The sequence below is a fragment of the Nostoc sp. UIC 10607 genome, from assembly GCF_047228265.1.
In the GTDB taxonomy this organism is placed as follows: domain Bacteria; phylum Cyanobacteriota; class Cyanobacteriia; order Cyanobacteriales; family Nostocaceae; genus Nostoc; species Nostoc foliaceum_A.
Genome location: NZ_JBIQNW010000085.1, coordinates 1 through 20,467, shown reverse-complemented (window position 1 = coordinate 20,467; position 20,467 = coordinate 1). Strand labels below are relative to the sequence as shown.

At 40.6% G+C, this 20,467-nt stretch carries 16 protein-coding genes; 5 read left to right on the top strand and 11 right to left on the bottom strand.

Going from position 1 to position 20,467, the window contains the following annotated elements; genetic code table 11:
- Positions 1–496 precede the first annotated feature (496 nt).
- Entirely contained in the window at positions 497–715 is a 219-nt protein-coding gene (locus tag ACEYW6_RS32605; protein ID WP_412983048.1) for a hypothetical protein, read from the top strand.
- Between the two features lie 616 nt (positions 716–1,331).
- Here ACEYW6_RS32605 and ftsH3 read toward each other — a convergent pair.
- From ftsH3 to ACEYW6_RS32590, 3 genes are all read right to left on the bottom strand, one after another.
- On the bottom strand, positions 1,332–3,173 hold the full coding sequence (gene ftsH3, locus ACEYW6_RS32600; RefSeq protein WP_190729958.1) for an ATP-dependent zinc metalloprotease FtsH3: 1,842 nt from the start codon (positions 3,171–3,173) through the stop codon (positions 1,332–1,334).
- A 113-nt stretch (positions 3,174–3,286) separates the two neighbouring features.
- Complete coding sequence (locus tag ACEYW6_RS32595) at positions 3,287–4,081, bottom strand: aminotransferase class IV (protein ID WP_412983047.1); 795 nt, start codon at positions 4,079–4,081, stop codon at positions 3,287–3,289.
- A gap of 11 nt (positions 4,082–4,092) precedes the next feature.
- Positions 4,093–4,878 (bottom strand): hypothetical protein, encoded by a 786-nt coding sequence (locus ACEYW6_RS32590; RefSeq protein WP_412983046.1) that lies wholly within the window; start codon positions 4,876–4,878, stop codon positions 4,093–4,095.
- A gap of 470 nt (positions 4,879–5,348) precedes the next feature.
- Here ACEYW6_RS32590 and ACEYW6_RS32585 point away from each other — a divergent pair, with 470 nt between their 5' ends.
- The 3 genes from ACEYW6_RS32585 to ACEYW6_RS32575 all read left to right on the top strand — a co-directional run bounded on the left by ACEYW6_RS32585 (position 5,349) and on the right by ACEYW6_RS32575 (position 7,767).
- A complete protein-coding gene (locus tag ACEYW6_RS32585) occupies positions 5,349–5,807 on the top strand; it encodes a hypothetical protein (protein ID WP_412983045.1) in 459 nt (152 codons plus the stop codon).
- A gap of 137 nt (positions 5,808–5,944) precedes the next feature.
- Positions 5,945–6,820, top strand: a complete 876-nt coding sequence (locus ACEYW6_RS32580) for a hypothetical protein (protein ID WP_412983044.1) — start codon at positions 5,945–5,947, stop codon at positions 6,818–6,820.
- Positions 6,820–7,767 (top strand): hypothetical protein, encoded by a 948-nt coding sequence (locus ACEYW6_RS32575; protein WP_412983043.1) that lies wholly within the window; start codon positions 6,820–6,822, stop codon positions 7,765–7,767. Before ACEYW6_RS32580 ends, ACEYW6_RS32575 begins: the two co-directional genes overlap by 1 nt.
- 42 nt (positions 7,768–7,809) lie before the next feature.
- On the opposite strand, the gene ACEYW6_RS32570 is transcribed toward ACEYW6_RS32575, so the two are convergent.
- The 3 genes from ACEYW6_RS32570 to ACEYW6_RS32560 form a co-directional block, all read right to left on the bottom strand.
- Entirely contained in the window at positions 7,810–9,027 is a 1,218-nt protein-coding gene (locus tag ACEYW6_RS32570; RefSeq protein WP_412983042.1) for an acetate kinase, read from the bottom strand.
- Positions 9,028–9,241: 214 nt separating this feature from the next.
- The gene (locus tag ACEYW6_RS32565; RefSeq protein WP_196513046.1) at positions 9,242–9,871 is read right to left on the bottom strand and encodes an FMN-binding negative transcriptional regulator; all 630 of its coding nucleotides are present in this window, start codon (positions 9,869–9,871) and stop codon (positions 9,242–9,244) included.
- Positions 9,872–9,962: 91 nt separating this feature from the next.
- Positions 9,963–12,593: a DNA polymerase III subunit alpha gene (locus ACEYW6_RS32560; protein ID WP_412983041.1), complete on the bottom strand. Its 2,631-nt coding sequence runs from the start codon at positions 12,591–12,593 to the stop codon at positions 9,963–9,965.
- 193 nt (positions 12,594–12,786) lie between these two features.
- Here ACEYW6_RS32560 and ACEYW6_RS32555 point away from each other — a divergent pair, with 193 nt between their 5' ends.
- Positions 12,787–14,079 (top strand): dicarboxylate/amino acid:cation symporter, encoded by a 1,293-nt coding sequence (locus ACEYW6_RS32555; RefSeq protein ID WP_412983040.1) that lies wholly within the window; start codon positions 12,787–12,789, stop codon positions 14,077–14,079.
- 20 nt (positions 14,080–14,099) lie between these two features.
- On the opposite strand, the gene ACEYW6_RS32550 is transcribed toward ACEYW6_RS32555, so the two are convergent.
- The 5 genes from ACEYW6_RS32550 to ACEYW6_RS32530 form a co-directional block, all read right to left on the bottom strand.
- Complete coding sequence (locus tag ACEYW6_RS32550) at positions 14,100–14,279, bottom strand: hypothetical protein (RefSeq protein WP_230966875.1); 180 nt, start codon at positions 14,277–14,279, stop codon at positions 14,100–14,102.
- Positions 14,280–14,503: 224 nt separating this feature from the next.
- A complete protein-coding gene (locus ACEYW6_RS32545; protein ID WP_196513049.1) occupies positions 14,504–14,680 on the bottom strand; it encodes a hypothetical protein in 177 nt (58 codons plus the stop codon).
- 375 nt (positions 14,681–15,055) lie between these two features.
- Positions 15,056–16,171, bottom strand: coding sequence for a hypothetical protein (locus tag ACEYW6_RS32540; protein ID WP_412983039.1), 1,116 nt, complete (start codon positions 16,169–16,171; stop codon positions 15,056–15,058).
- Positions 16,172–16,594: 423 nt separating this feature from the next.
- Positions 16,595–18,307 (bottom strand): diflavin flavoprotein, encoded by a 1,713-nt coding sequence (locus ACEYW6_RS32535; protein WP_412983038.1) that lies wholly within the window; start codon positions 18,305–18,307, stop codon positions 16,595–16,597.
- A 112-nt stretch (positions 18,308–18,419) separates the two neighbouring features.
- The gene (locus ACEYW6_RS32530; RefSeq protein ID WP_412983049.1) at positions 18,420–20,138 is read right to left on the bottom strand and encodes a diflavin flavoprotein; all 1,719 of its coding nucleotides are present in this window, start codon (positions 20,136–20,138) and stop codon (positions 18,420–18,422) included.
- Positions 20,139–20,467: the final 329 nt, after the last annotated feature.

Below are 20,467 nucleotides of genomic sequence, written 5' to 3'. Positions count from 1 at the left end.
TTTTTTCCCTTGATGCACCTGTTGACAAGCTTACATGAGTCTTAAGTTGTCACCAATAGCCTCTTGCTGGAAACGAGGTTTTAAATGACTTTTAGCTTAAGTTGACACCAATGCGCATTTGTGAGCTACTACATACAACATATCCATGTAATTTAAATATGAGCCATTTTATAAAACGCATCTATCCTATAGAGGGTTTTATATAAAATATCAATAAATATTTATATAGTTATTTAAAAATATTGTAATCTCAGCATTCAAACCTGACCCTGTAAAGCTGAGAACTCAACGTATTGCCGTCTATCGGAGGTGGCAAAACCAAAGGGGTAATGTCAGGATTAGGAGATGTACCTATTGGTAGAGAAGTCAAGTAGGTGAAATATTTATTAATATTATTAATAGAAAGTGTAAATTCAGCGTCAGGAGTCAGAAAAAATTCTTAATGGCAGGTATTTCACATCAATCATCAAATTTCTCACCAACGGGACAGAAGATCATGAAAAACCAAAAACCATCAGACTCTAAGGAATTCGTCGGAAATCTCAAGAATGGGATTTGGCTGTTTGGACTGTCATCCTGGGTATTTGGCATTACTGATCGCAGTATTGCTTCATTTGCAGATGGCTATCTATCTGCTTTGGATTTAACGCAACTATTCACAGCTGCTACGTTCTTTGTGGCGTGGCTATTTTTGAAACCGACATCCAGAGTTTAAGATAGGCGACTGGTTAAGTATCGAGTCACTTTTGACGTTAGTTATGCCAAGATTCAGAAAGCTATAGCTATAGGAGAACATTTTTGATCGCTATAAGGGGTGCTACAGAGAATGCATGGATACTTTTGCATTCAAAACAATCAGGTTAATTCTGTAAAATCTCAGAATTATCCTGATTTCTAATTTTCACTAAATAATCCAAGTTGCTAGTTATGGAAGATGTTAACAGGAGGATTTTTACCCTAACTGACGAGGGAGAATCAGGAACTACACCGAGTTCACGTAACCTTTGTGCCAATATTTGGCTACCTTCTTCCGGCGTTATTAAACGGTTATGTACAGCTACTCTCGCGTGATACCCTGATATATTCTTCGTTCTATGCCAATTCCCAAACCCACCTCATAGTAACCAACGAAAAATTTTTCTAATTTTCCGGAATTGATTATGCTCAGGTGGTAGTCTCTATCAGACAAGCGATTTATACTGAAACTCTATAACGAAACCTGCGGGGTATATAACCCCATATTAAAAGCCCGGTCTTCATGACCGGGCTTTTATTCACAATTAGGAGTTAGGAATTCTTCTTAACTCCTAACTTCCTAACTATTGATTAAATTAGGCAAACGCAGCAGTTGTCACATCGTTGTTCGACAGAATTTCTTGCAACTCTTCAGCGTCTACCGTTTCTTTATCAACCAGCATTTGAGCTATCTGATCTAAAATATGGCGGTTGCCTACCAACACTTCTTTAGCGCGTGTATAGGCTACATCCACAAGTTTACGGACTTCTTCATCAATGGCGGCAGCGGTTTCTTCAGAGAAATCACGCTCTGACATAATATCCCGTCCAAGGAACATGTTACCTTGCTGACGACCAAGGGCGACTGGGCCTAAGCGATCGCTCATGCCAAATCGGGTAATCATCTGACGCGCAACCCGTGCTACTTGCTGCAAGTCATTAGAAGCACCAGTTGTAACTTCTTCTTCACCAAAGATTAATTCTTCAGCAATCCGACCACCCAAAGCCACAGCCATCTGATTTTCCAGATAAGCGCGGCTGTACAAACCAGTGTCCATCCGGTCTTCGCTGGGGGTAAACCAAGTTAAACCACCTGCGCGACCACGAGGAATGATGCTAATCTTCTGCACAGGATCGTAGTCTGGCATCAATGCACCAACTAAGGCGTGACCAGCTTCATGATATGCTACCAAGGTTTTGCGCTTTTCGCTCATTACCCGGTCTTTCTTCTCTGGACCAGCTAATACGCGATCAATTGCGTCGTTGATTTCATCCATCGAAATTTCAGTCAAATTCCGGCGTGCTGCCAGAATTGCGGCTTCATTCAACAGGTTGGATAAATCTGCGCCAGTAAATCCAGGGGTACGACGGGCAATTTTATCCAAGTCCACATCTTTTGCCAAGGTTTTGCCACGGGCATGTACCTTGAGAATTTCGCTACGTCCGGCATAGTCGGGACGGTCTACCACAACTTGACGGTCAAAGCGACCAGGACGCAATAATGCTGCATCTAGGACATCAGGACGGTTGGTAGCGGCAATGATGATGATGCCAGTATTACCTTCAAAGCCGTCCATTTCGGTTAGCAACTGGTTGAGGGTTTGTTCCCGCTCATCGTTACCACCACCTAAACCTGCACCCCGTTGACGACCTACAGCGTCAATTTCATCGATGAAGACGATACAAGGAGCATTAGTCTTAGCTTGTTCAAATAAATCGCGGACGCGGGATGCACCCACACCTACGAACATTTCCACAAATTCTGAACCGGAGATTGAGAAGAAGGGGACACCTGCTTCACCAGCTACAGCACGAGCTAGGAGGGTTTTACCTGTACCAGGAGGGCCAACTAACAGCACACCTTTAGGAATTTTTGCACCAACGGCGGTAAAGCGATCGGCGTTTTTCAGAAAGTCTACGACTTCGTTTAATTCCAACTTGGCTTGGTCAATACCAGCGACATCGCCAAATGTTACCTGAGTTTGTGGTTCCATTTGGACTCTGGCTTTGGATTTGCCAAAGTTCATCGCTTGGCTACCTGGGCCACTTTGAGCGCGACGTAGCAAGAAGAATAAGCCAACCAAAAGCAATACAGGGAAAAATAAGCTGCTCAGTGCCTTAAACCAAAATCCTTCATCGGTTTGGGGCAATACAGAAATATCAACGCCTTTAGAAGTCAAAGTATTGATCAGGTCTGGATCGTTGACTAAGGTAACAATCCGTTTAGCTGGGTCATATTTGGGTGTAACCAATGCTGTAGAACGGTCTGCACTCAAACTGACTTTTTCTACTCTGCCTTGTTGAACTTCTTGAATAAACCGACTATATCGCCATGTCTCTCTGCTTTGGGGTTGTTTGTCAAAAAATGCTGTTCCCAGCGCAATGACGACAATAAACAGCAGCGCGTACAGCCCTGCATTTCTCCATCTTTTATTCACTAAGGTCTATCCTCCTGTATTTTTCGCGCCATCGCGTAGCGTCTCTGTTCGGAGAGGTCATTATTAAGAATTATGTTAACTTATCTTAAGATATAACAAATTTGGCGTGACTGTCATGCTAAAAAAAGCTCCCTTATTAGCTGAAAACTCTGATGGTAGGGATTATATTGTAGCGACCCTGAAGGCTGATGAACGGTATGAACGGGAATAATTTCTACCACACTATTAGTGTAGGCGATCGCTTCAAATCTCTGGAATAGCTCCACCGTCCAAGGTTCTTCCCGCACTGGCTGTTGGTGGTTTTGTAACCAGTTTACAAGTTGCGATCGCAAAATTCCCGGTAAAATTCCTGCTATTTTTGGTGGTGTCCACCAACTGCGATCGTACCATCCCCAAAGGTTGCCTGTACTGGTTTCTAGCCAATTTCCTTGAGCATCAACTAATATTGCCTCTTCGGCATCTAAACTAGTTCTTGCCAACCAAGCACTCAAATAGTTTCCAGTTTTATGAGAGGGGAGAGAGCGATAAAATTCCGAACTAGCAACGGCGCATATAACACCATTATTTTGTTTCTCTGTCAAATTTTGTGGTAAGAATCTGCCAGTTATCCACTCCCGTCCATCGGGAAAAAGGGTAATTCTGAGAACGGGAAAGTGTGCGAGGAGAATTTGGGCACCTTGACGCAGACGCTTCCAATCGGGTTGCTGCCAACCAAAAGATTGTATTGAGAAGAGTAAGCGATCGCAGTGTGCTTGCCAATTAGTTAAATTACTATCTAGCGAGTTCTCATAAACCCGCAATGTTGTAAAAACAGTTGCCCCATAAAGTAACCCCGGATCGTTAATGTTTAATTCTAGGGTTTGGGAATGAATTAATTTACCATTATACCAAAAAACATCATTTGTCATTTGCCCAATGCTTAATCTTTTGGGGGAAATACAATTTTATTAGTACCTTCAGGAGTTGTAATTATTTTTCCTCCCAAAGCTTCAATTTCCCTAATTGCTCGTTTCCGAGTTCTTTCATCAAATTGATTATTTAAAACCATTGACCAAGTAGAAATTTGGGCATATCTACTGCTAGGATTTCGACTCAGAAATTCCGCAGTTCTTTGGGAAGTATTAGCTATAAGCTGACTCTCTGCATCTGAAAATTTACTAGCCCAGTTTGCCGCCGTTGCAAAAGACTGTTTGGCAGCTTCAGCATTGCCTAAAAATAATAACTCATCAATTCCTTTATAACGCCAAATGTAATAAGACTTTTCGGGAACTGAGGGAGATAGAGATTTTAAGCCTTTCTCTGATATTGCGATCGCACGTTCTGGCATAGCGGCATATAATGAAGTACTAACAGAAAGACCGCGATATGCTGCTAAAAATCGCGGGTCACGTTCTAGAATGACTTCAAAATATTCTGGACTTAAACTGTAACCTGTTTGATCCCGAACTTCATCATCACCGAAATATTGTAAAAAATTGAGATATACCAAATCTGCAATGAAGTTATCATAACCAAAACTAGGAATTTTTTTGAGAAAGCTAAGACGGAGTTTTTCAGATTTTATTTCTTTTTCTAGACTTTCTAAAGAGGCAGATTGTTTGCTCTTTATCAGTTTTTGTAATTGGGGGAATTGAATCAAGCCAACTCCTAAAATACATAAACAAATTACAAAAGGTGTAGCAATGGCTTTACGCGACAACAACATATTTTCCTTGTCTTCCCAGGTAGAAGCAATTCATTGTATATAATATACTTCTTGTAAAATTACTCAGCTATATAGTCACAGTAGCTTACATAGAAGAACATCCATCAAGCTGCTAGCCTACCCTTTAGCAAAGACCAACAGTGAATAAGCCTATCTTTTCTCAAGAGAAACCGAAAACAGCTAGAGCGGCAAACTGCGCACAAAATATTTAGTGCTATACTATACTTTCGACTTCTAAGTACAATAGAATATAATTTACACTTGCTTATTTGGAGCATCTAGTAATTTTTTTCTTTTTTGAGATGAAATTAGCTCCTATAAATCCAGTTTTATTTTTCTTGAACAACAAGTTCTTAACTTATTAATTTCCTCTGATATTACTTAGTTTTATTAAGTAAAAGTAGTAAAATTTGCAACTTGATTTAAAATAATATTTTGTTCGCAACTAGAACTCTCAACTATTTAATCTTATGCTAGATACTGTAGCTACGAACAACTTGGAAAATAATGGTTTATCTCTTCAGACAAAAGATAATGATTTTAAAACAATAGTTACTAATCTTAATGCTGATAAAAAAGGACTAGATGTTGACGAAATTATTGATGCTATTAAAACAGTAATTGTTGAAGTCATTGATTTAAAAATCACTACTTGGGTAGCAGAGTCATCTGATCAGCCAAAAAATGAGATAGAATCTCCCAAACCAGGTAATCGGATATATACCCGAATTAATCTTGTTAATGGCGATATACAAAATGAAATTGGTAGTCAATTTACTGATAGTGGCCCATATAAAGAAATTCGGGAATTTCATTTAACTCAAGTTAAAGACAGTCGGGAAATCATTCAAAAAAATATAGAAAGCGTGGAGAAGTTGTATGGGTTTTTTATGGAAATCGTTAAATATCGCAAAAAGTCCGAACTTTAAGTATTTTTTATTAATTACCCATTTAAACTAAAACACCGACAGCAAACTAGCCTAATCTTTAGGTTTATTTGCTTTTACCTATCAATATAAAGCTACACCAATATTTAGCTAGAAATCAATGATCAGAGGGCGGTAATATGTCTAATGATATTCAAATTAAAGACCAAAATAGTATTAAGAATCGAAACCAAAATGCTCCTAAACCCCAAGATATTGAAAATCAAGCTAGAGGCTTGTTAAACAATTTAGTATCGTCTGTACAAACATTAGTTGATGACATTACGGCCTTAGAAGTGAATACGATGGTTGTAAATAGGATTAATGCTTCAAAATTTAATGCTTGGGAGGCATATCAAGAAATTTATTCTATACATGACCCAGATTACTTTAAGGCAAAAGGAATTCCAAAAGAAGGTTCTCAAGCTGAAGAACTACGTAAGCGTTATAGAAGCCTATTTGACCAAATTGAAAGAGAATATTTTTACCTTCTTCTTGAGGAAGGATCAGGTTTTTATAATCCTCAAGATGATAGAGTAAAACGATATCGTCAGAGGCTTGAATACGCAAAAAAATATCAACCAAACCTAGTTGAAGCCGATCAAGAAAACGTAAAGCTAGCTAAACCAATACTACCTGCTCCAACTCCCGTTCTTGATGACAAAGATGAAAATAATCAAGAAGATTGGATTGAAACTTTTAAAGAGATTCAAAAACTTTTGGATAATGATAGATTTGTTCGTACCCTACGTAAAATGTATGAACTGAAAGCTGCACTTGATAGTACTAATGTGACAAGTACCAACATTGATATAATTTATGCCCAAACTGTTATGCAGTTAGATGGAGATATTATCACACGTTACAATAAAGACTTGTTTAGTTTATCTGAAGACGCTAAAAACTTAATCATTAATACACATAATCAAGGAGTGATTTCTGGGGAAAAACAGTGGCGTGGAACATTTAGTTTTTTGATTAGTTTGGTACAGAGTATCGCAAATTTATCTCGATAATGAACGCTGATATAACAAAAATAGGTAACCAAACCGATGTTGCACTCTCTCTGTTTCTACAAGTTCCTCAGGGCGATCGCTTTGAACTTAAGGTTGAGCAATCACAGTTTAGTTTTTATCTAAATGAGACAGTTGTAGAACAGATTCAGCAAGCACAAAAAACTGGTGTTTCTCTCTACATTCCGCCCAAGCTGATTGTTCCTCTTTGGTACTACGTTTGTTTCAGCAATAATGTTGTGTCTGGAGATAAAAAAGAAATTACTGAGCAAAAAGTTAGCAGTTTTTTTTATATTATTTTCATAGTCAATCTCATCAAATTCTTTTTGAGTAAAACCGCACGGTGCAAAACAAGCTTACAGTCTGGAATCACCTTTAATTCTTACTATAAGCAGGCTGAATTAGGTTCGACTGCTTATGAAGATAAAGACATTATTTTGCAAAGCACTGTCCTTCTGCATGGTGATATATTCCACAAAATCAAGTGGGATTTTATGCAAAATCCCAACTGCTCAACAATTATCTCTGCTCATTATTGGCTGACTGAACAACTACTAAACGGCTTTCGGACTAAGCTAAATCTACTAGTTTGGGAGCTAGCTTCGCTCTTTACTGCTGCTTTAGTAGCCTACAATCTGTATCCAGCAAATGTGATTATATTAATATTTGCGTGGATAGGCTTCACTATACTATTTGCTACTACCCGCTATGTACTTGTCAATCAACTTAAAAGACGTACTTCCATCAACCCTAAATTTATAAATTGGTTGACATGGACGCTGATTTGCCTCATCCCTATCGTTGTTGCTGCTACTAGTAGGTTTAATGATGTTAATGCCTTATTATTGGCGTTTACATCACTGATTGCCCCAAAACTTGCCGAGTACATTTTAAGCTTTATAGGGGCACGAGTTGGGAAACTAATCATTCATCGGTTCCTGTCATTATGAGTATACAAGTAAATTTTTCTGGTAAGTGCGTAAATCCTATTTTTACTGTTTCAAAAGTTGCCAACACTGTTGAGCGATCGCCCAATCTTCTTGAGTATGAATAACTAATACCCGCACTGCTGAATCGGGTGTAGAAATATCCTCATCCACAGGCTGCTGCTGATTTTTTTCAAAGTCTATTTTTAATCCCAAAAAACCAAAGGCTTCACAGGCGGCTTGGCGAATTTCCGGGGAATGTTCACCCACGCCTGCTGTAAATACCAAACCATCTAATCCGCCCAAACTGGTAAGCATTGCACCCATGCTAGAACGCAAGCGATGTACGTAGATATCCCATGCCAGTTGAGCGCGGGAATTCCCTTGAGCGATCGCTTCTCTCACCTCACGCATATCGCTAGATACACCCGAAATTCCCTTTAACCCAGAAGCTTTATTTAAAATATGATCCAACCTTTCGACAGAGTAATTGCAGTACCGTAATAGATAAATCAGAATTCCCGGATCAACTGAACCAGAACGACTACCCATCATCAAACCTTCTAGGGGCGTGAATCCCATAGTGGTATCAATACTGCGGCCGTTTTTAATCGCTGCCAAAGAGCAACCATTGCCCAAATGACAGATAATTAATCGCCCAGATGCAACATCTCGACCGAGAATTTGGGCAGCACGTTGAGAACAGTATTGGTGGCTGATACCATGAAACCCGTAGCGGCGAATACCTTCCTCTACCCACTCATAGGGGCCGGGATAGATTGCTGCTGCATCAGGTAGGGTGGCATGAAATCCGGTATCAAATACTGCTACCTGGGTGACATCTCCTAAAGTTTTTTCGATTCCTTCTATACCTGACAAAGCGGCTGGATTATGTGCTGGAGCAAGGTTAGACAGACGAGCGATCGCCTTTTTAATATCCTCCGTAATTATCACAGTATCTCGATAATCTTGTCCGCCATGTACTATCCGATGTCCTACTACATCGATTTCTGACAACTGATCAATTACTTTGGTAGTACCATAACTAAGCGTATGGAGCATATAAGTAAGGTGTGCCTGTGGGGAATCACCAGAGATTGATTCTTGCAGCGTTGCACCCTTGTCAGTTTTCACCTCAATTTCTGCCACACCCCGTTCTTGAGTCCAGTTGATTTTCCCTTCCCAAAGGGGTTGGGGTGCTTGGGTGGGGAGAGCCTCATCTGCAATCTTGTACAGACAACTCTTTTGGCTGCTCGAACCGGCATTTAGCACCAATATCTTCATATAACAACATAAAAACATGATCTCCTTTGATCATGTCACTAAGTGTAGCCTCATACTTCTAGTCTATGGGCATAATATACAGGCCCATTGTTGCTAGTTGGCGACGGCAGATTTTATTTTTTAATAAACTTTTTGCCATCTATCTAGAGATAGTTTTTTACTTCCATAACCACGCGATCGCTCAAATGCCTCAAATTGTTACGTAACGCCTTTACTAATATTCATCCGCTTCAAGGTTTTGTTTCATCTCGGCACCGACGGCACGAGCAGCCGGATCTGAACTTTGTAGTAGCGTACTTGACACATTGTGCTGCTCAACTTGGCTTCGGTTTTGACTAAGTTTGTACTTACCTTCTAAGCGTGTAACAGTTATTTCAAATCCCACAATGCCATTCATCATACCTTCACGGAATCCGTCAGATAAACTGTGCCAATGCGATTTGTAATCAGCTTCGTAGGTGTCTATCATCTCGTTGATCATTTGGTTCATTGATTCTGGGGATTCATTGAGCATGATGACCTTGGGAATACCATATGCGTGAACAGCAATATAGTTCCACGTCGGTACACTTTCATACCTTTCATATAAAGTAGGGGAAATGTAAGCGTGTGCTCCGGTAAAAATAGCAAGTAACTCATTACCAAGAACTTGTGATTGAGGATTTTGTTTTGCCAGATGACCAATTAATTTAACAGCATCCCCTTGCATTGCAATGACAAGAGGAACGTGTGAAGCATAAGGTACACCATCTATAATCGATACCAACGTAGCGAAACTATTGGCTCTCATAAAGGCGATCAATTTATCAACATTATCTTCTTGAAAAGCGGTTGGTCTATACATGGCAATTTAACGTTACTATCAACTTATAAAAGTCTTCTAGCTCTCATTCGTATAGCAAGCGGAGAATGTTCAACTCTCACTGCATCTTTTCTCAATGCGGCAAACCATCTACCCGCATCAAATCCAATTGCCGTTCAAATATTTCATCAATTGGCAACATTTGACCATCAACAGTCATAAATTTATGGTCTTTTGTTGCCCGAATCAATGAACCATCTTCCAAACAATATTCAAACACCTCTTGTTGTCCACGATCATGCCACTGTGCTATAGGCTGCGTGTAAATATTTCCATTATTATCAACGCTGTATACAGTACATTCAATGGCTTTTTCTACAATTTCGCCAATCGGCAGTAATCCATATTCTACTGTCAATATTTCCGTGTCATAGCTTAAACAATATTCAGCAAACTTTAACATTTGCTCAAATAATTCATCTGCAACTTTTTTCTGAACACCATTTTTAGCTGCACCATCTACGAATTTTTCTCGCTGCTTTTGCATCTCCGAAACTTTCTTTTTACCCATCGCCCGACGCAGCAAGTCAGCTTGTCCTAAAGAATATCCAGCCATATCCTGAGCAATTTTCATGATTTGCTCTTGATAGACCATAATTCCATAGGTTTCGTCTAATATTGGTTCCAGAGTTTGGTGTTGATAATCAATCTTTTCTCGCCCATGTTTGCGGTTAATAAATTTAGGTATCAGTCCCGCATCTAATGGCCCCGGTCGATAAAGTGCCAAAATCGAAGAAATATCTTCTATATTAGAAGGCTTCAAATCTCGTACAATCTGACGCATCCCAGAAGATTCTAATTGAAATATCCCTTCTAACTCACCGGCTTCTAATAACTCATAAGTTTTTTGGACATCTTTTGGTAAACTGCTATGTTCACCTTTAGCTAATATCTTCTGGGCTTTTCTTTCTTGGCGGGGAATTTCATCAGGATCAACCCGATATCCTCTCGTTTCTTGAATCAAATCAACGGTCTTTTGAATCAACGTTAGGTTCCGTAAACCCAGAAAGTCCATTTTCAATAAACCCATTGATTCCAGGTCTTCCATGAAGTACTGGGTAATCACGGAACCGTCATTATTTTTTTGTAACGGCACAATCTCATCAAGTGGATCGGCAGAAATTACCACACCTGCGGCATGAACACCAAAAGTTTTGTTAGTTCCTTCAATTCGCATCGCCATATCAAGCCAATGGCGAACATGGGGTTCTTTATCATATTTCTCTTTAAACTCTGGTTCTGGAGTTTTATCGGAAACCATCACCTTGAGTTTCGTGGGTTTCCCCCGCACCACAGGAATTAATTTCGCCATTTTGTCAGCTTCCCCATAGGGAATATTCAATACTCTAGCGACATCTTTCAAAACTGCTTTAGAAGTTAGACGGTTAAAAGTAATAATTTGGGCAACTCTATCCGCACCATATTTCTCAGTGACATATTCAATAACTTTATCCCGTTGTTCAATACAGAAATCCGTATCAATATCAGGCATAGATTTCCGTTCTGGGTTCAAAAAGCGCTCGAATAGTAACCCATGATGTACAGGATCAATGTTGGTAATTCGCATTGCATAGGCAACTAATGAACCAGCCGCTGAACCCCTACCTGGCCCCACAGGAATATTATTATCCCTAGCAAATTTGATGTAGTCCCATACAACTAAAAAGTATTTGGAAAAACCCATCTGCTGAATCATTTTCAGTTCGTATTCCAATCTTTCTTTATAGACGGAATCAACTTCCTGGCGAGATTTGCGATTTAATCGTTCTAAAAGTCCATTCCATGCAACATCTTCGGCGTAAGTGTCAGCAGTATGACCAGAGGGAATAGGGGGAGTAGGAATCTGAGGCTCACCCATAATATGGTAAGGCTCGACTTTATCGGCCACTTCTTCAGTAGTGGCGATCGCTTCGGCAATTACATCATCCGGCAAATGGTCACGAAATAGCTGCTGCATCTCCTCACCAGATTTGAGATACTCTGTGCCGCTATAACGCATCCGTTTATCTTCAATAATTAGCTTGCCAGTTTGAATACATAGCAAAGCGTCGTGGGCTTCAACATCAAAACAAGAAATAAAATGAGAATCATTAGTGGCAATAATTTTAATGTCTAGCTCTCTAGCAATTTTAACTATTTCAACATTAACAATTCTGTCTTCTTGGGAGCCGTGGTCTTGAATTTCTAGATAATAATCATCACCAAATACATCTTTATACCACTGAGCAACTTTCCGGGCTGCATCTGGTCTATTACTGAGAATAGCTTGGGGAACTTCTCCACCTAAGCAAGCACTGGTGACAATCAAGCCTTCATGATATTCTTTGAGTAAATCTTTATTAATACAAGGACGAGAAAAAATTCCTTTGCCTTGAACACCTTTGAGGTGAGAAATTGTGGTTAATTTGACTAAATTTTTGTAACCTTTGGTATTTTTAGCTAAAACAACTTGATGATATTTAGGGCGGCGTTCTTGTTTCTCAATATCGCCGTTAATTACATACATTTCATTGCCAATAATCGGCTTAATATTTAGACTACGGCAGATTTTGATCAGTTCAACGGCTCCATACATGACACCATGATCGGTAAGAGCGATCGCTTTCATCCCCAGTGCGATCGCTTGATTCACCAACTCTGGTAGCTGACTTGCTCCATCAAGTAGACTGTAGTCACTGTGAATATGTAAAGGAACAAAGGACATAAGCATCTCCAACCACAAGCCAAGATATCTCTAGGGGCCTACCTTGTGGTATGCCCTTTCAAGCCAGATTTTGCAAAGCAACGGAATATTACATTAGCAGTTTTTACCCAAAATTAAAGCTGTTCTTTTTCCGAAATTATCACTGTCATCAGTGTTGTTTTAATAGTTACAGCAGTTAATCAGCATCTAACTAATGAGTCAAACAGAGAGTACTACTTCGCCTCAAACCAAAGCTCGCCCTTGGTGGCAGCGTATCCCTCTCACATTGCAAATTCTCATCGCCCTAGTAGCCGCAGTCAGCGTTGGAATTGCTCTTGGTGCGGGGAATCCCAATCCCAGCAATGCCACCTTAATCAACAATTTAGCAATTCCGGCTGAGTTGGTGCTCAAGGCTCTCCGCGCCTTGGCTACACCGCTGATTCTGGTAGCAGTGCTGCACACCTTAATGACTACGAATATCCCTGGTACAGCTGGACGGCGATTAGCAGTGCTACTTTTAACTAACACTACCGTAGCTATATTAGTGGGACTTTTCGTAGCGAATGTTCTGCGTCCGGGGACTTGGGGTAATGTAACCACCTCAACAACTACAGAAATAACTCCTCAGAGTCTTGACCCTTGGGGAATACTCAAAGATGCTGTACCGGAAGCTGTACTCAAGCCATTAGTTGATAATAATGTCATCCAACTGATTGTTATTGCCCTAAGTTTTGGTATCGTCCTGCGGGGATTAAAATCTGAACAAATTGCCCAAGGGAAAATAGGATACCAGCCGATAGAGGATGTCATCGGGATTTTGTTTGAAGCGGTAGTCCGCGTTCTCAACTGGGTAATTGCCTTAGTGCCTTTCGCAGTCTTTGGGATTGTTGCTAAAACAGTTGCTATGCAAGGATTCGCACCGTTTAAATCTTTGGGTGCATTTATCGTGGCGGTGCTGTTAGCGCTGGTATTGCAGGCGTGCTACTACCTCACCAGAGTAAAATTTGGTTCTTGGGTACACCCGCTAAAATTCCTAGCTGGCGGTTCTGATGCTTTTTTGACAGCTTTCTCAACTTCTTCCTCTGCGGCGGCAATGCCCATAACCTTTGAGGTTTTGCAAACAAAAGTCGGTTTAAGGGAATCTTCTGCTGCCTTGGGGGCATTAGTAGGGGCAAATTTCAATAATGATGGCACTGCCCTTTATGAAGCAATGTCTGCGTTGTATATTTCTCAACTGATTGGGCAACATCTGAGTCTGGGACAGCAGTTAATTGTCATCCTGACCTCGATTTTTGCATCTGTAGGTGCGGCAAATATTCCCAATGCTGGACTGGTAACGATGACACTGGTGTTCACTTCTGTAGGCTTACCTACCCAGTACATAGCTTTGCTAGTTACTGTGGACTGGTTTCTGGATCGCTGCCGCACTGCGATTAATGTCATGGGAGACATGACTGTTAGTGCTTTACTTGACGGCAAAAAGCCTCGTTCTGTAGACGAGGCTTAGTTTGACGGCTTTGAAGGTATCTAATGCTGTTGAGGCCCTTTGGCATCACATTCTTTAGTCCAGCAGCGTTCTAGAAGTCGAAGACGCCAGATCAATGCAAAGCGTTGAGGATTCAATACTAATTTAGTATCGTGACTAAATAAGGGCTGGTTCAGATACTGCCAAAGGGGAAAATTAATCTTGGTGTGTTTTGGAGTCATAAGAACAACGAAATATTATAAAAGTTTAGTGGCCATAGTTGGCATTTTGTCTAGCAACTGCCTGATACTGTTTTTCTAGTTAAAGACTACACTGCGTTTTTGCAATTGTCTTGGTGGCAATTGCGGAATTTCACCAAGTGAATTTATGTTGTTTCCGCTTTAATACTGAAATCGCACACACCATTTTTCTGATTCCCCATCCTGTGAAAAGTCATACCATTTCACTATATTCCTGCTACAGATACGTTCGTAGAAGCGTACATCATCTGTACGCCCCTAAAGCCGATGCATCTGTTGCAAAGATGTTTGGAAGCGATCGCATTGCTATCCAGAATCTTAACTCGGTAGCCTGTTAGTAAATCGGGTAGTGTGGCGTTGAGGCAATGAAAATTTCGTTGCACGGCAGAAACAACCTTTGACTTGATGCTCTTACTGTTATGAACTTAGCGATCGTAGCCAGTAGTTCTTCATTTCAGAAATTTACCAGAGTATTGTCGGAGTGCCTTTAAAACAATAAACGGTTTTGTAATACAAAAATATATTGTGTATAATCTAAGACCATTAAATCTTGACCGTCTTTCTCAAGATTGATAATTTAATAGATAAGTAAAATTTTCTTGAGTGTACTTTTCATCTCGACAAAAAACTGGGACGGGCAAGATGCCCATCCAATAATCAAAAAGATAATTTTTCTAATAACCCAAGTTGCTAGTTATCAAAAAGTTTCTCTTTTTAAGTACAAAAGGTTAAAAGATTGTATTGGGCTATGTTTTGAGCTAAGTCCGCTGGTTTTGCTTCCTACAATTATTAATGTGGACTCCTATATCTATATTTTTCATATTGCAATTTATGTATGACAATAGCGCATAAATAAAGATAATTATGCCTACCATCTCTAGTACCTCTTCTATAGTCGTTATGAAGGCATAAACCATGCTACTTTGAGTGTAGTAATATTCGTAGTATCCGCCTACCAATTCAGTAGCAATTGCACCTGCTACGTAGATTATTCCAGCAATAAAAAATAAGCGTCGTGTCTTGCTAGGAAGAGTAGCAACAAATTTACTAAACACTAGCAAAAATCCGAGTACGAAGATAGCACCCACGATCACCCAAGCGTAGTAAAGAAAACCACTGGTATTGAATGTACTTTGCAATGGTGCAGTTAGTCTTTCATGAAAACCGATCAATTCGTCTAACGACAAACCAGCAAAGACTATTGACAATCCTCTCCATGACCAGAAATCTTTCTTTTTAGCTAACTTTTGAGCTTGGAAGATGATCTCCAGTAAAATAGAACAAAATAGTAAAGCTCCTCCAGAGTAAATTGTAGGAATATTTTCCTCGCTGTTGAGGTCGAATAGAAGTCTAAAAGTATCCCTCCCAGGAAAGTCAGGTAGATAGTAGACATTGTAATTAGCAAAAAGACTGACGAGAGCAAAGCAAAATACCACACCAAGAAGGAATTTGAGTGTTTTGTTGGCAGAAAGATATACTTTTAATTTATGTGATGATTGCAACGCCGCGATCGCATCTTCTGGTTTTGTAGAACTCGTTGACTCAACTACAGATAGGTAATTTCTCTTACCATTATCTGAATAATACTGGTTTTTCAGGATTTTGCATCGCTCTGGCAATACAACGTTTGACATAAAGTACTCAATGGTTTGCTGCTTAACAAAACCATGCATTGCCAAAATTTTTCCCAATTGCTCACCACTCAACTTTTGTGTCTTGAGTGCTGTATCTAATTCATCTGGAGTAATTAGTTCAGCTTCAATCAAGTACTTCCCAAGCGGCTTAAGCTCGAAACTTTGCGCGTCTATTTGCCTAATCAATAATATCTCCTTATTTTCACTGGCTAAATGTAATAAATTTTCTCGCTTAGTCATGAAAAATTATATTTACTGATAAGATCAGATTTTAAAAGTTTCATAACCTCCGCTTAATCATATTTTGCACTGCCTAAATTCTTCACTAAATAAGTGTAAATTTATTCTAAAAAAAGTATGAATTTATCATGTAGATACGTCAGTTCTGCCGTTGCTGTTATTTCTAAACGCATTAAATACAGGATTTTCCCTCATGGTTTCTAGCAGAGATCCCTGACCAGCAGAACGCACTCTTACCTCAAAACCTTGTTTATAGAAAAAAAATGAATCCACCTCTCACTCTCATGTGTAGGTGGATTTATTCAGATGTACAGACATCTGGGGCGGTTGATTGTATCTCTAGCAGACATAGCTAAGTAGCAAAAATGCTGCTAGAGTTGGACTACAGGCTCATCTCTTAAGTTAGAGAGTACCTACAAAGAGTTAGTAATGAGTACCAGTTTTACGATGGTTGATGGCAGTAACAGCATCAGGCTTGAGTAATTTACCTTCGTCCACAGTTGCATACACAACCCAATGGTCGCCACATTCCAGACGTTGATTGACTGAGCATTCCAAATATGCTAGTGCATCGGTAAGGACGGTACAGCCGTTATCCGCAACTGCTGTACTAAAGTTGGCAAATCGGTCTTCCCCAGGCGCGAAAGATTTACGGAAATGCTTCATGTAATCTTGGTGATTGCCTTCAGGTAAGATATTTAAGGCAAACTTACCGCCTGGATACATCAAGGATTCGATCGCTCGGTCTTTGGCGATCGCAACAGTTATTCCGGGTGGGTTAAAGGTGGCTTGAGAAACCCAAGCCCCTAACATTGCGGTAGACACTTCTCCTTGTTTAGCTGTCACTACGCAGACAGAACCAACGATCCGGCCAACAGCCTGTTCCACTGGAGTCGCAGCTTGTTGTGGTACACGTACCTTTTTAGCTTTTTTCAGTGCTTGGGCAAAGTCTGTACCTAGTTCTTCACAGAACTTGAGAGTGACATCATCAGGTTTAAACTTGACCTTCAGGGTGTCAAAGCCAAAGCGATATCCAGCATCCCGGAGTTTACCTTCAATTAAGTCAAATGCTTCGCCACTCCAGCCGTAGGAACCAAAAACCCCAGCGAGTTTGCTGTTGTCACCGCTTGATAGCACAATCCCTAAAGCAGTATGAATGGGAGTTGGCGCATGACCACCAATGGTAGGAGAACCAATGATAAAACCCTCTGACTGTGCGAGGTTGATGCGAATTTCATCAGGGGTAGCAAATTCGCAGTTAATTGATTTGACTGCAACTCCACCTTTAGTTAATCCCAGAGCGATCGCTTGTGCTAAAGTCGCCGTATTGCCGTAAGCTGAAGCGTAAAGTAGAGCAACGGAAATCTCGCGATCGTTGTGAGAACGGCTCCACTCGGCATAAGCTTTGGTAAGTTCAATTAAGCTGGTGCGTACCAAGGGCCCGTGACCCACAGCATACATTCTCACCTGCAAATCTGATATTTTCTCCAAAGCTGCCTGCACATGAGGAGTTTGGGGAGCCATCAGGCAGTTAAAGTAGTAACGCTGGTCTTCTTTGAGCGCTTCCCAGTTATCATCAAACACTTCATCACCACAGAGATGAGTTGCAAATAACTTATCTGTGTAAAGAATTTGGGTTTGCTGATCGTAGGTACAAAGTCCTTCCGGCCAACGTGGGCTGGGAGTGGGGAAGAATTTTAAAACATGACCTTTCCCTAAATCCAGAGTTTCTTTCCCCCGCATCACCAAGACTTTCAAATCTTGCTCTAGGAAAGCAGCACGCAAATTGTTCGCACCGGGAAGAGAACAGACAAAAGTTACCTGTGGTGCCAGTTCTAAAATTGCTTTGATGGTTGCAACTCGGTTGGGATTAAAATGGCCCAGGATTATATAATCCAAATGTTGCAAATCTAAAGTCTGCCGCAATGCCTCTAAATAAATTTCGGTAAAGCTTTCTGGCGGTGGATCAATAAGTGCGGTTTTATCAGCTTCAATTAAATAGCAATTGGAGGTAGTACCTCTTTCAAGTGCGTATTCAATTTCAAACCGCAGACGTGACCAACTACGTGCTCTGATCGCCTTAGTATTTGTAGCAATTGGTAGAACTTGTACGTCGCGTGGCTTGGAATTGGTCATAGCTGTTGGGTAAAGTTTGAGAACAGGGAATAGGTTATGGGGTATAGATCATAGGAAACAGGGGATAGTTTTCTTTTCTGTCCCCTGCTTCCTATTACCTCTTGCCTCTTTCTTAGTAGTAATTACCTACTTTGCGATGGCGAACGGCTGTCAGTCCATCGTTTTTGGAGACACGACCTTCTTGGATGGTGCAGTATAAAATCCAGTGGTCGCTGCATTCCATGCTGCTCTGTATTTCACATTCCATGTATGCCAGAGCATCAGTTAGAATTGGGGAACCGTTTTTCGCGGTTTGAGTTTTCACCCCAGCAAAGCGGTCAGCACCAGGATGCAAGCGCTTGAGAAAGTGCTTTTTCAATTCTTGATAATTGCCTTCTTCCAAAACGTTGAGGACGAAACGATCGCCTACTTGCATTAAGGAATCAATAGCGCGGTCTTTCGCAACGGCAATTGTTAATCCTAAGGGTTGCAAACTGGCTTGCGTTACCCAGGATGCCAGCATTGCGCTTGAGGCATTATCTTTTTTAGTAGTGACTATATACAGTCCACTACTAATCCGACCCAATGCCTTTTCCATGTTGACATCGAGGGACTTGATTTGCTTGATGTTGCGATCGCGCACCAGCAATTGTCCAATGTCTTTACCCGCTTTTTCACACAACTGGAATGTCGATGCAGTGGGAGCCTCTTTAATCCGAATAGCTGGGAAGGCTTCTTTGATGCCAGAGTTGAGGAATTGTCTGCGGAGTGTATCAATGGGTTCATCATCCCCACCGTAACATTCAAACAGCCCAATCAGTTGCTTGTTCTTGGCGACAGCTAGCACTGAACTGATACTAGCTTGGGCGGCGGCAGAAGTAGTTGGAGGCATACCGATAATGATGCCAGCTGCTCTCCCGGCTAGTTCTTGAATTTCTTGGCTCTCAGCAGTACTTAGATCCAGTACTTCTACCCCAATGCCAGTTTTCAGGATACCTTCGGCAATTGCGTGACCAAGGCGCTCACCATACCCATAATCTGAGACAAAAAACAAGCCAACAGTTGTTTCTGCTTTAGCTTGTTTTTGGCTCCAATTTTCGTAGCACCCGGTTAAAACATCTAGATGATGGTATAATAATGGGCCATGGCCGTTAGCGATAATATTAATCTTCCCAAGATCACCCATCCGCTTCATCGCATTCAGCAGCGAACGAGCGTTAGGGCCCATCAAGCAGTCGTAGTAAAATCTAAAGTCAGCTTCTATCGCTTCTAAATCTTCGTCGAAGGTGCGATCGTCACAGAAGTGCATCCCAAAAGCATCACAGGTGTAGAGAATTTGGGTTTTGCGGTCAAAGCTAAAGATTGTATCCGGCCAGTGCAGGTTAGGCGCACTCACGAATTCCATTTCGTGTCCTTTGCCGATATCTATGCGATCGCCAGTTTTGACAACCCGCTTAGAAAATGGATCGTGTACTAAGCCTTCCAAAAACTGAAGCGCAACTTTTGAGGCTAAGACGGTTGCTCTAGGAGCTAACTGAAGAACATCTTCTACCAAGCCGCTATGGTCTGGCTCTGTGTGACTAACAATTATGTAATCAATTGTTTTGGGGTTGACAAGACCTTTTAGAGTCTCTAAATACAGATCGCGAAACTTCTGGTGAGAAGTATCAATCAGAACTGTTTGTTCACCCCTAATTAGATATGAATTGTAGGTTGTGCCGTTTTGCAGTCCGAATTCGATATCGAAGCGATCGCGATCCCAATCAAGAGAGCGAATCGCTGTTGTGTTAGGGGCAATTTCTACAGTTTGTATAGTTAACCGATGCTGAACGTTCTCTGCGATCGCTACCATTATTCGTCTCCGAGCGCAAATTAACAGGTTTTTCTTCTGCACCCATTGTCCCCATTATTTTTTGTTTAAGTTGTAATGAATATCAGTTTTTGTAAAATTTAACTTGTATCAATTATTGCTGTTTTTTAGCAAAAAATATGACTCAGAAATAATACTAAATATTAATTTATTCCTAAAGATTTACTGGGTATTTATTTTTGCTATTAATCTAATTTTATCCTAATTCAAAAAGTTCACAATCATCATATTATTGTAAGGATTCAGGTGGCAGAGTATTGACAAAGGGAACACTTGAGGGGGAATATCACAAATATGAACCAAAACCTGCC

Coding starts and splice junctions, on each gene's coding strand:
- ACEYW6_RS32605 (WP_412983048.1), top strand. CDS start 497: ATGAAAAACCAAAAACCATCAGACTCTAAGGAATTCGTCGGAAATCTC.
- ACEYW6_RS32595 (WP_412983047.1), bottom strand. CDS start 4,081: ATGACAAATGATGTTTTTTGGTATAATGGTAAATTAATTCATTCCCAA.
- ACEYW6_RS32590 (WP_412983046.1), bottom strand. CDS start 4,878: ATGTTGTTGTCGCGTAAAGCCATTGCTACACCTTTTGTAATTTGTTTA.
- ACEYW6_RS32585 (WP_412983045.1), top strand. CDS start 5,349: ATGCTAGATACTGTAGCTACGAACAACTTGGAAAATAATGGTTTATCT.
- ACEYW6_RS32580 (WP_412983044.1), top strand. CDS start 5,945: ATGTCTAATGATATTCAAATTAAAGACCAAAATAGTATTAAGAATCGA.
- ACEYW6_RS32575 (WP_412983043.1), top strand. CDS start 6,820: ATGAACGCTGATATAACAAAAATAGGTAACCAAACCGATGTTGCACTC.
- ACEYW6_RS32570 (WP_412983042.1), bottom strand. CDS start 9,027: ATGAAGATATTGGTGCTAAATGCCGGTTCGAGCAGCCAAAAGAGTTGT.
- ACEYW6_RS32565 (WP_196513046.1), bottom strand. CDS start 9,871: ATGTATAGACCAACCGCTTTTCAAGAAGATAATGTTGATAAATTGATC.
- ACEYW6_RS32560 (WP_412983041.1), bottom strand. CDS start 12,593: ATGTCCTTTGTTCCTTTACATATTCACAGTGACTACAGTCTACTTGAT.
- ACEYW6_RS32555 (WP_412983040.1), top strand. CDS start 12,787: ATGAGTCAAACAGAGAGTACTACTTCGCCTCAAACCAAAGCTCGCCCT.
- ACEYW6_RS32550 (WP_230966875.1), bottom strand. CDS start 14,279: ATGACTCCAAAACACACCAAGATTAATTTTCCCCTTTGGCAGTATCTG.
- ACEYW6_RS32540 (WP_412983039.1), bottom strand. CDS start 16,171: ATGACTAAGCGAGAAAATTTATTACATTTAGCCAGTGAAAATAAGGAG.
- ACEYW6_RS32535 (WP_412983038.1), bottom strand. CDS start 18,307: ATGACCAATTCCAAGCCACGCGACGTACAAGTTCTACCAATTGCTACA.
- ACEYW6_RS32530 (WP_412983049.1), bottom strand. CDS start 20,138: ATGGTAGCGATCGCAGAGAACGTTCAGCATCGGTTAACTATACAAACT.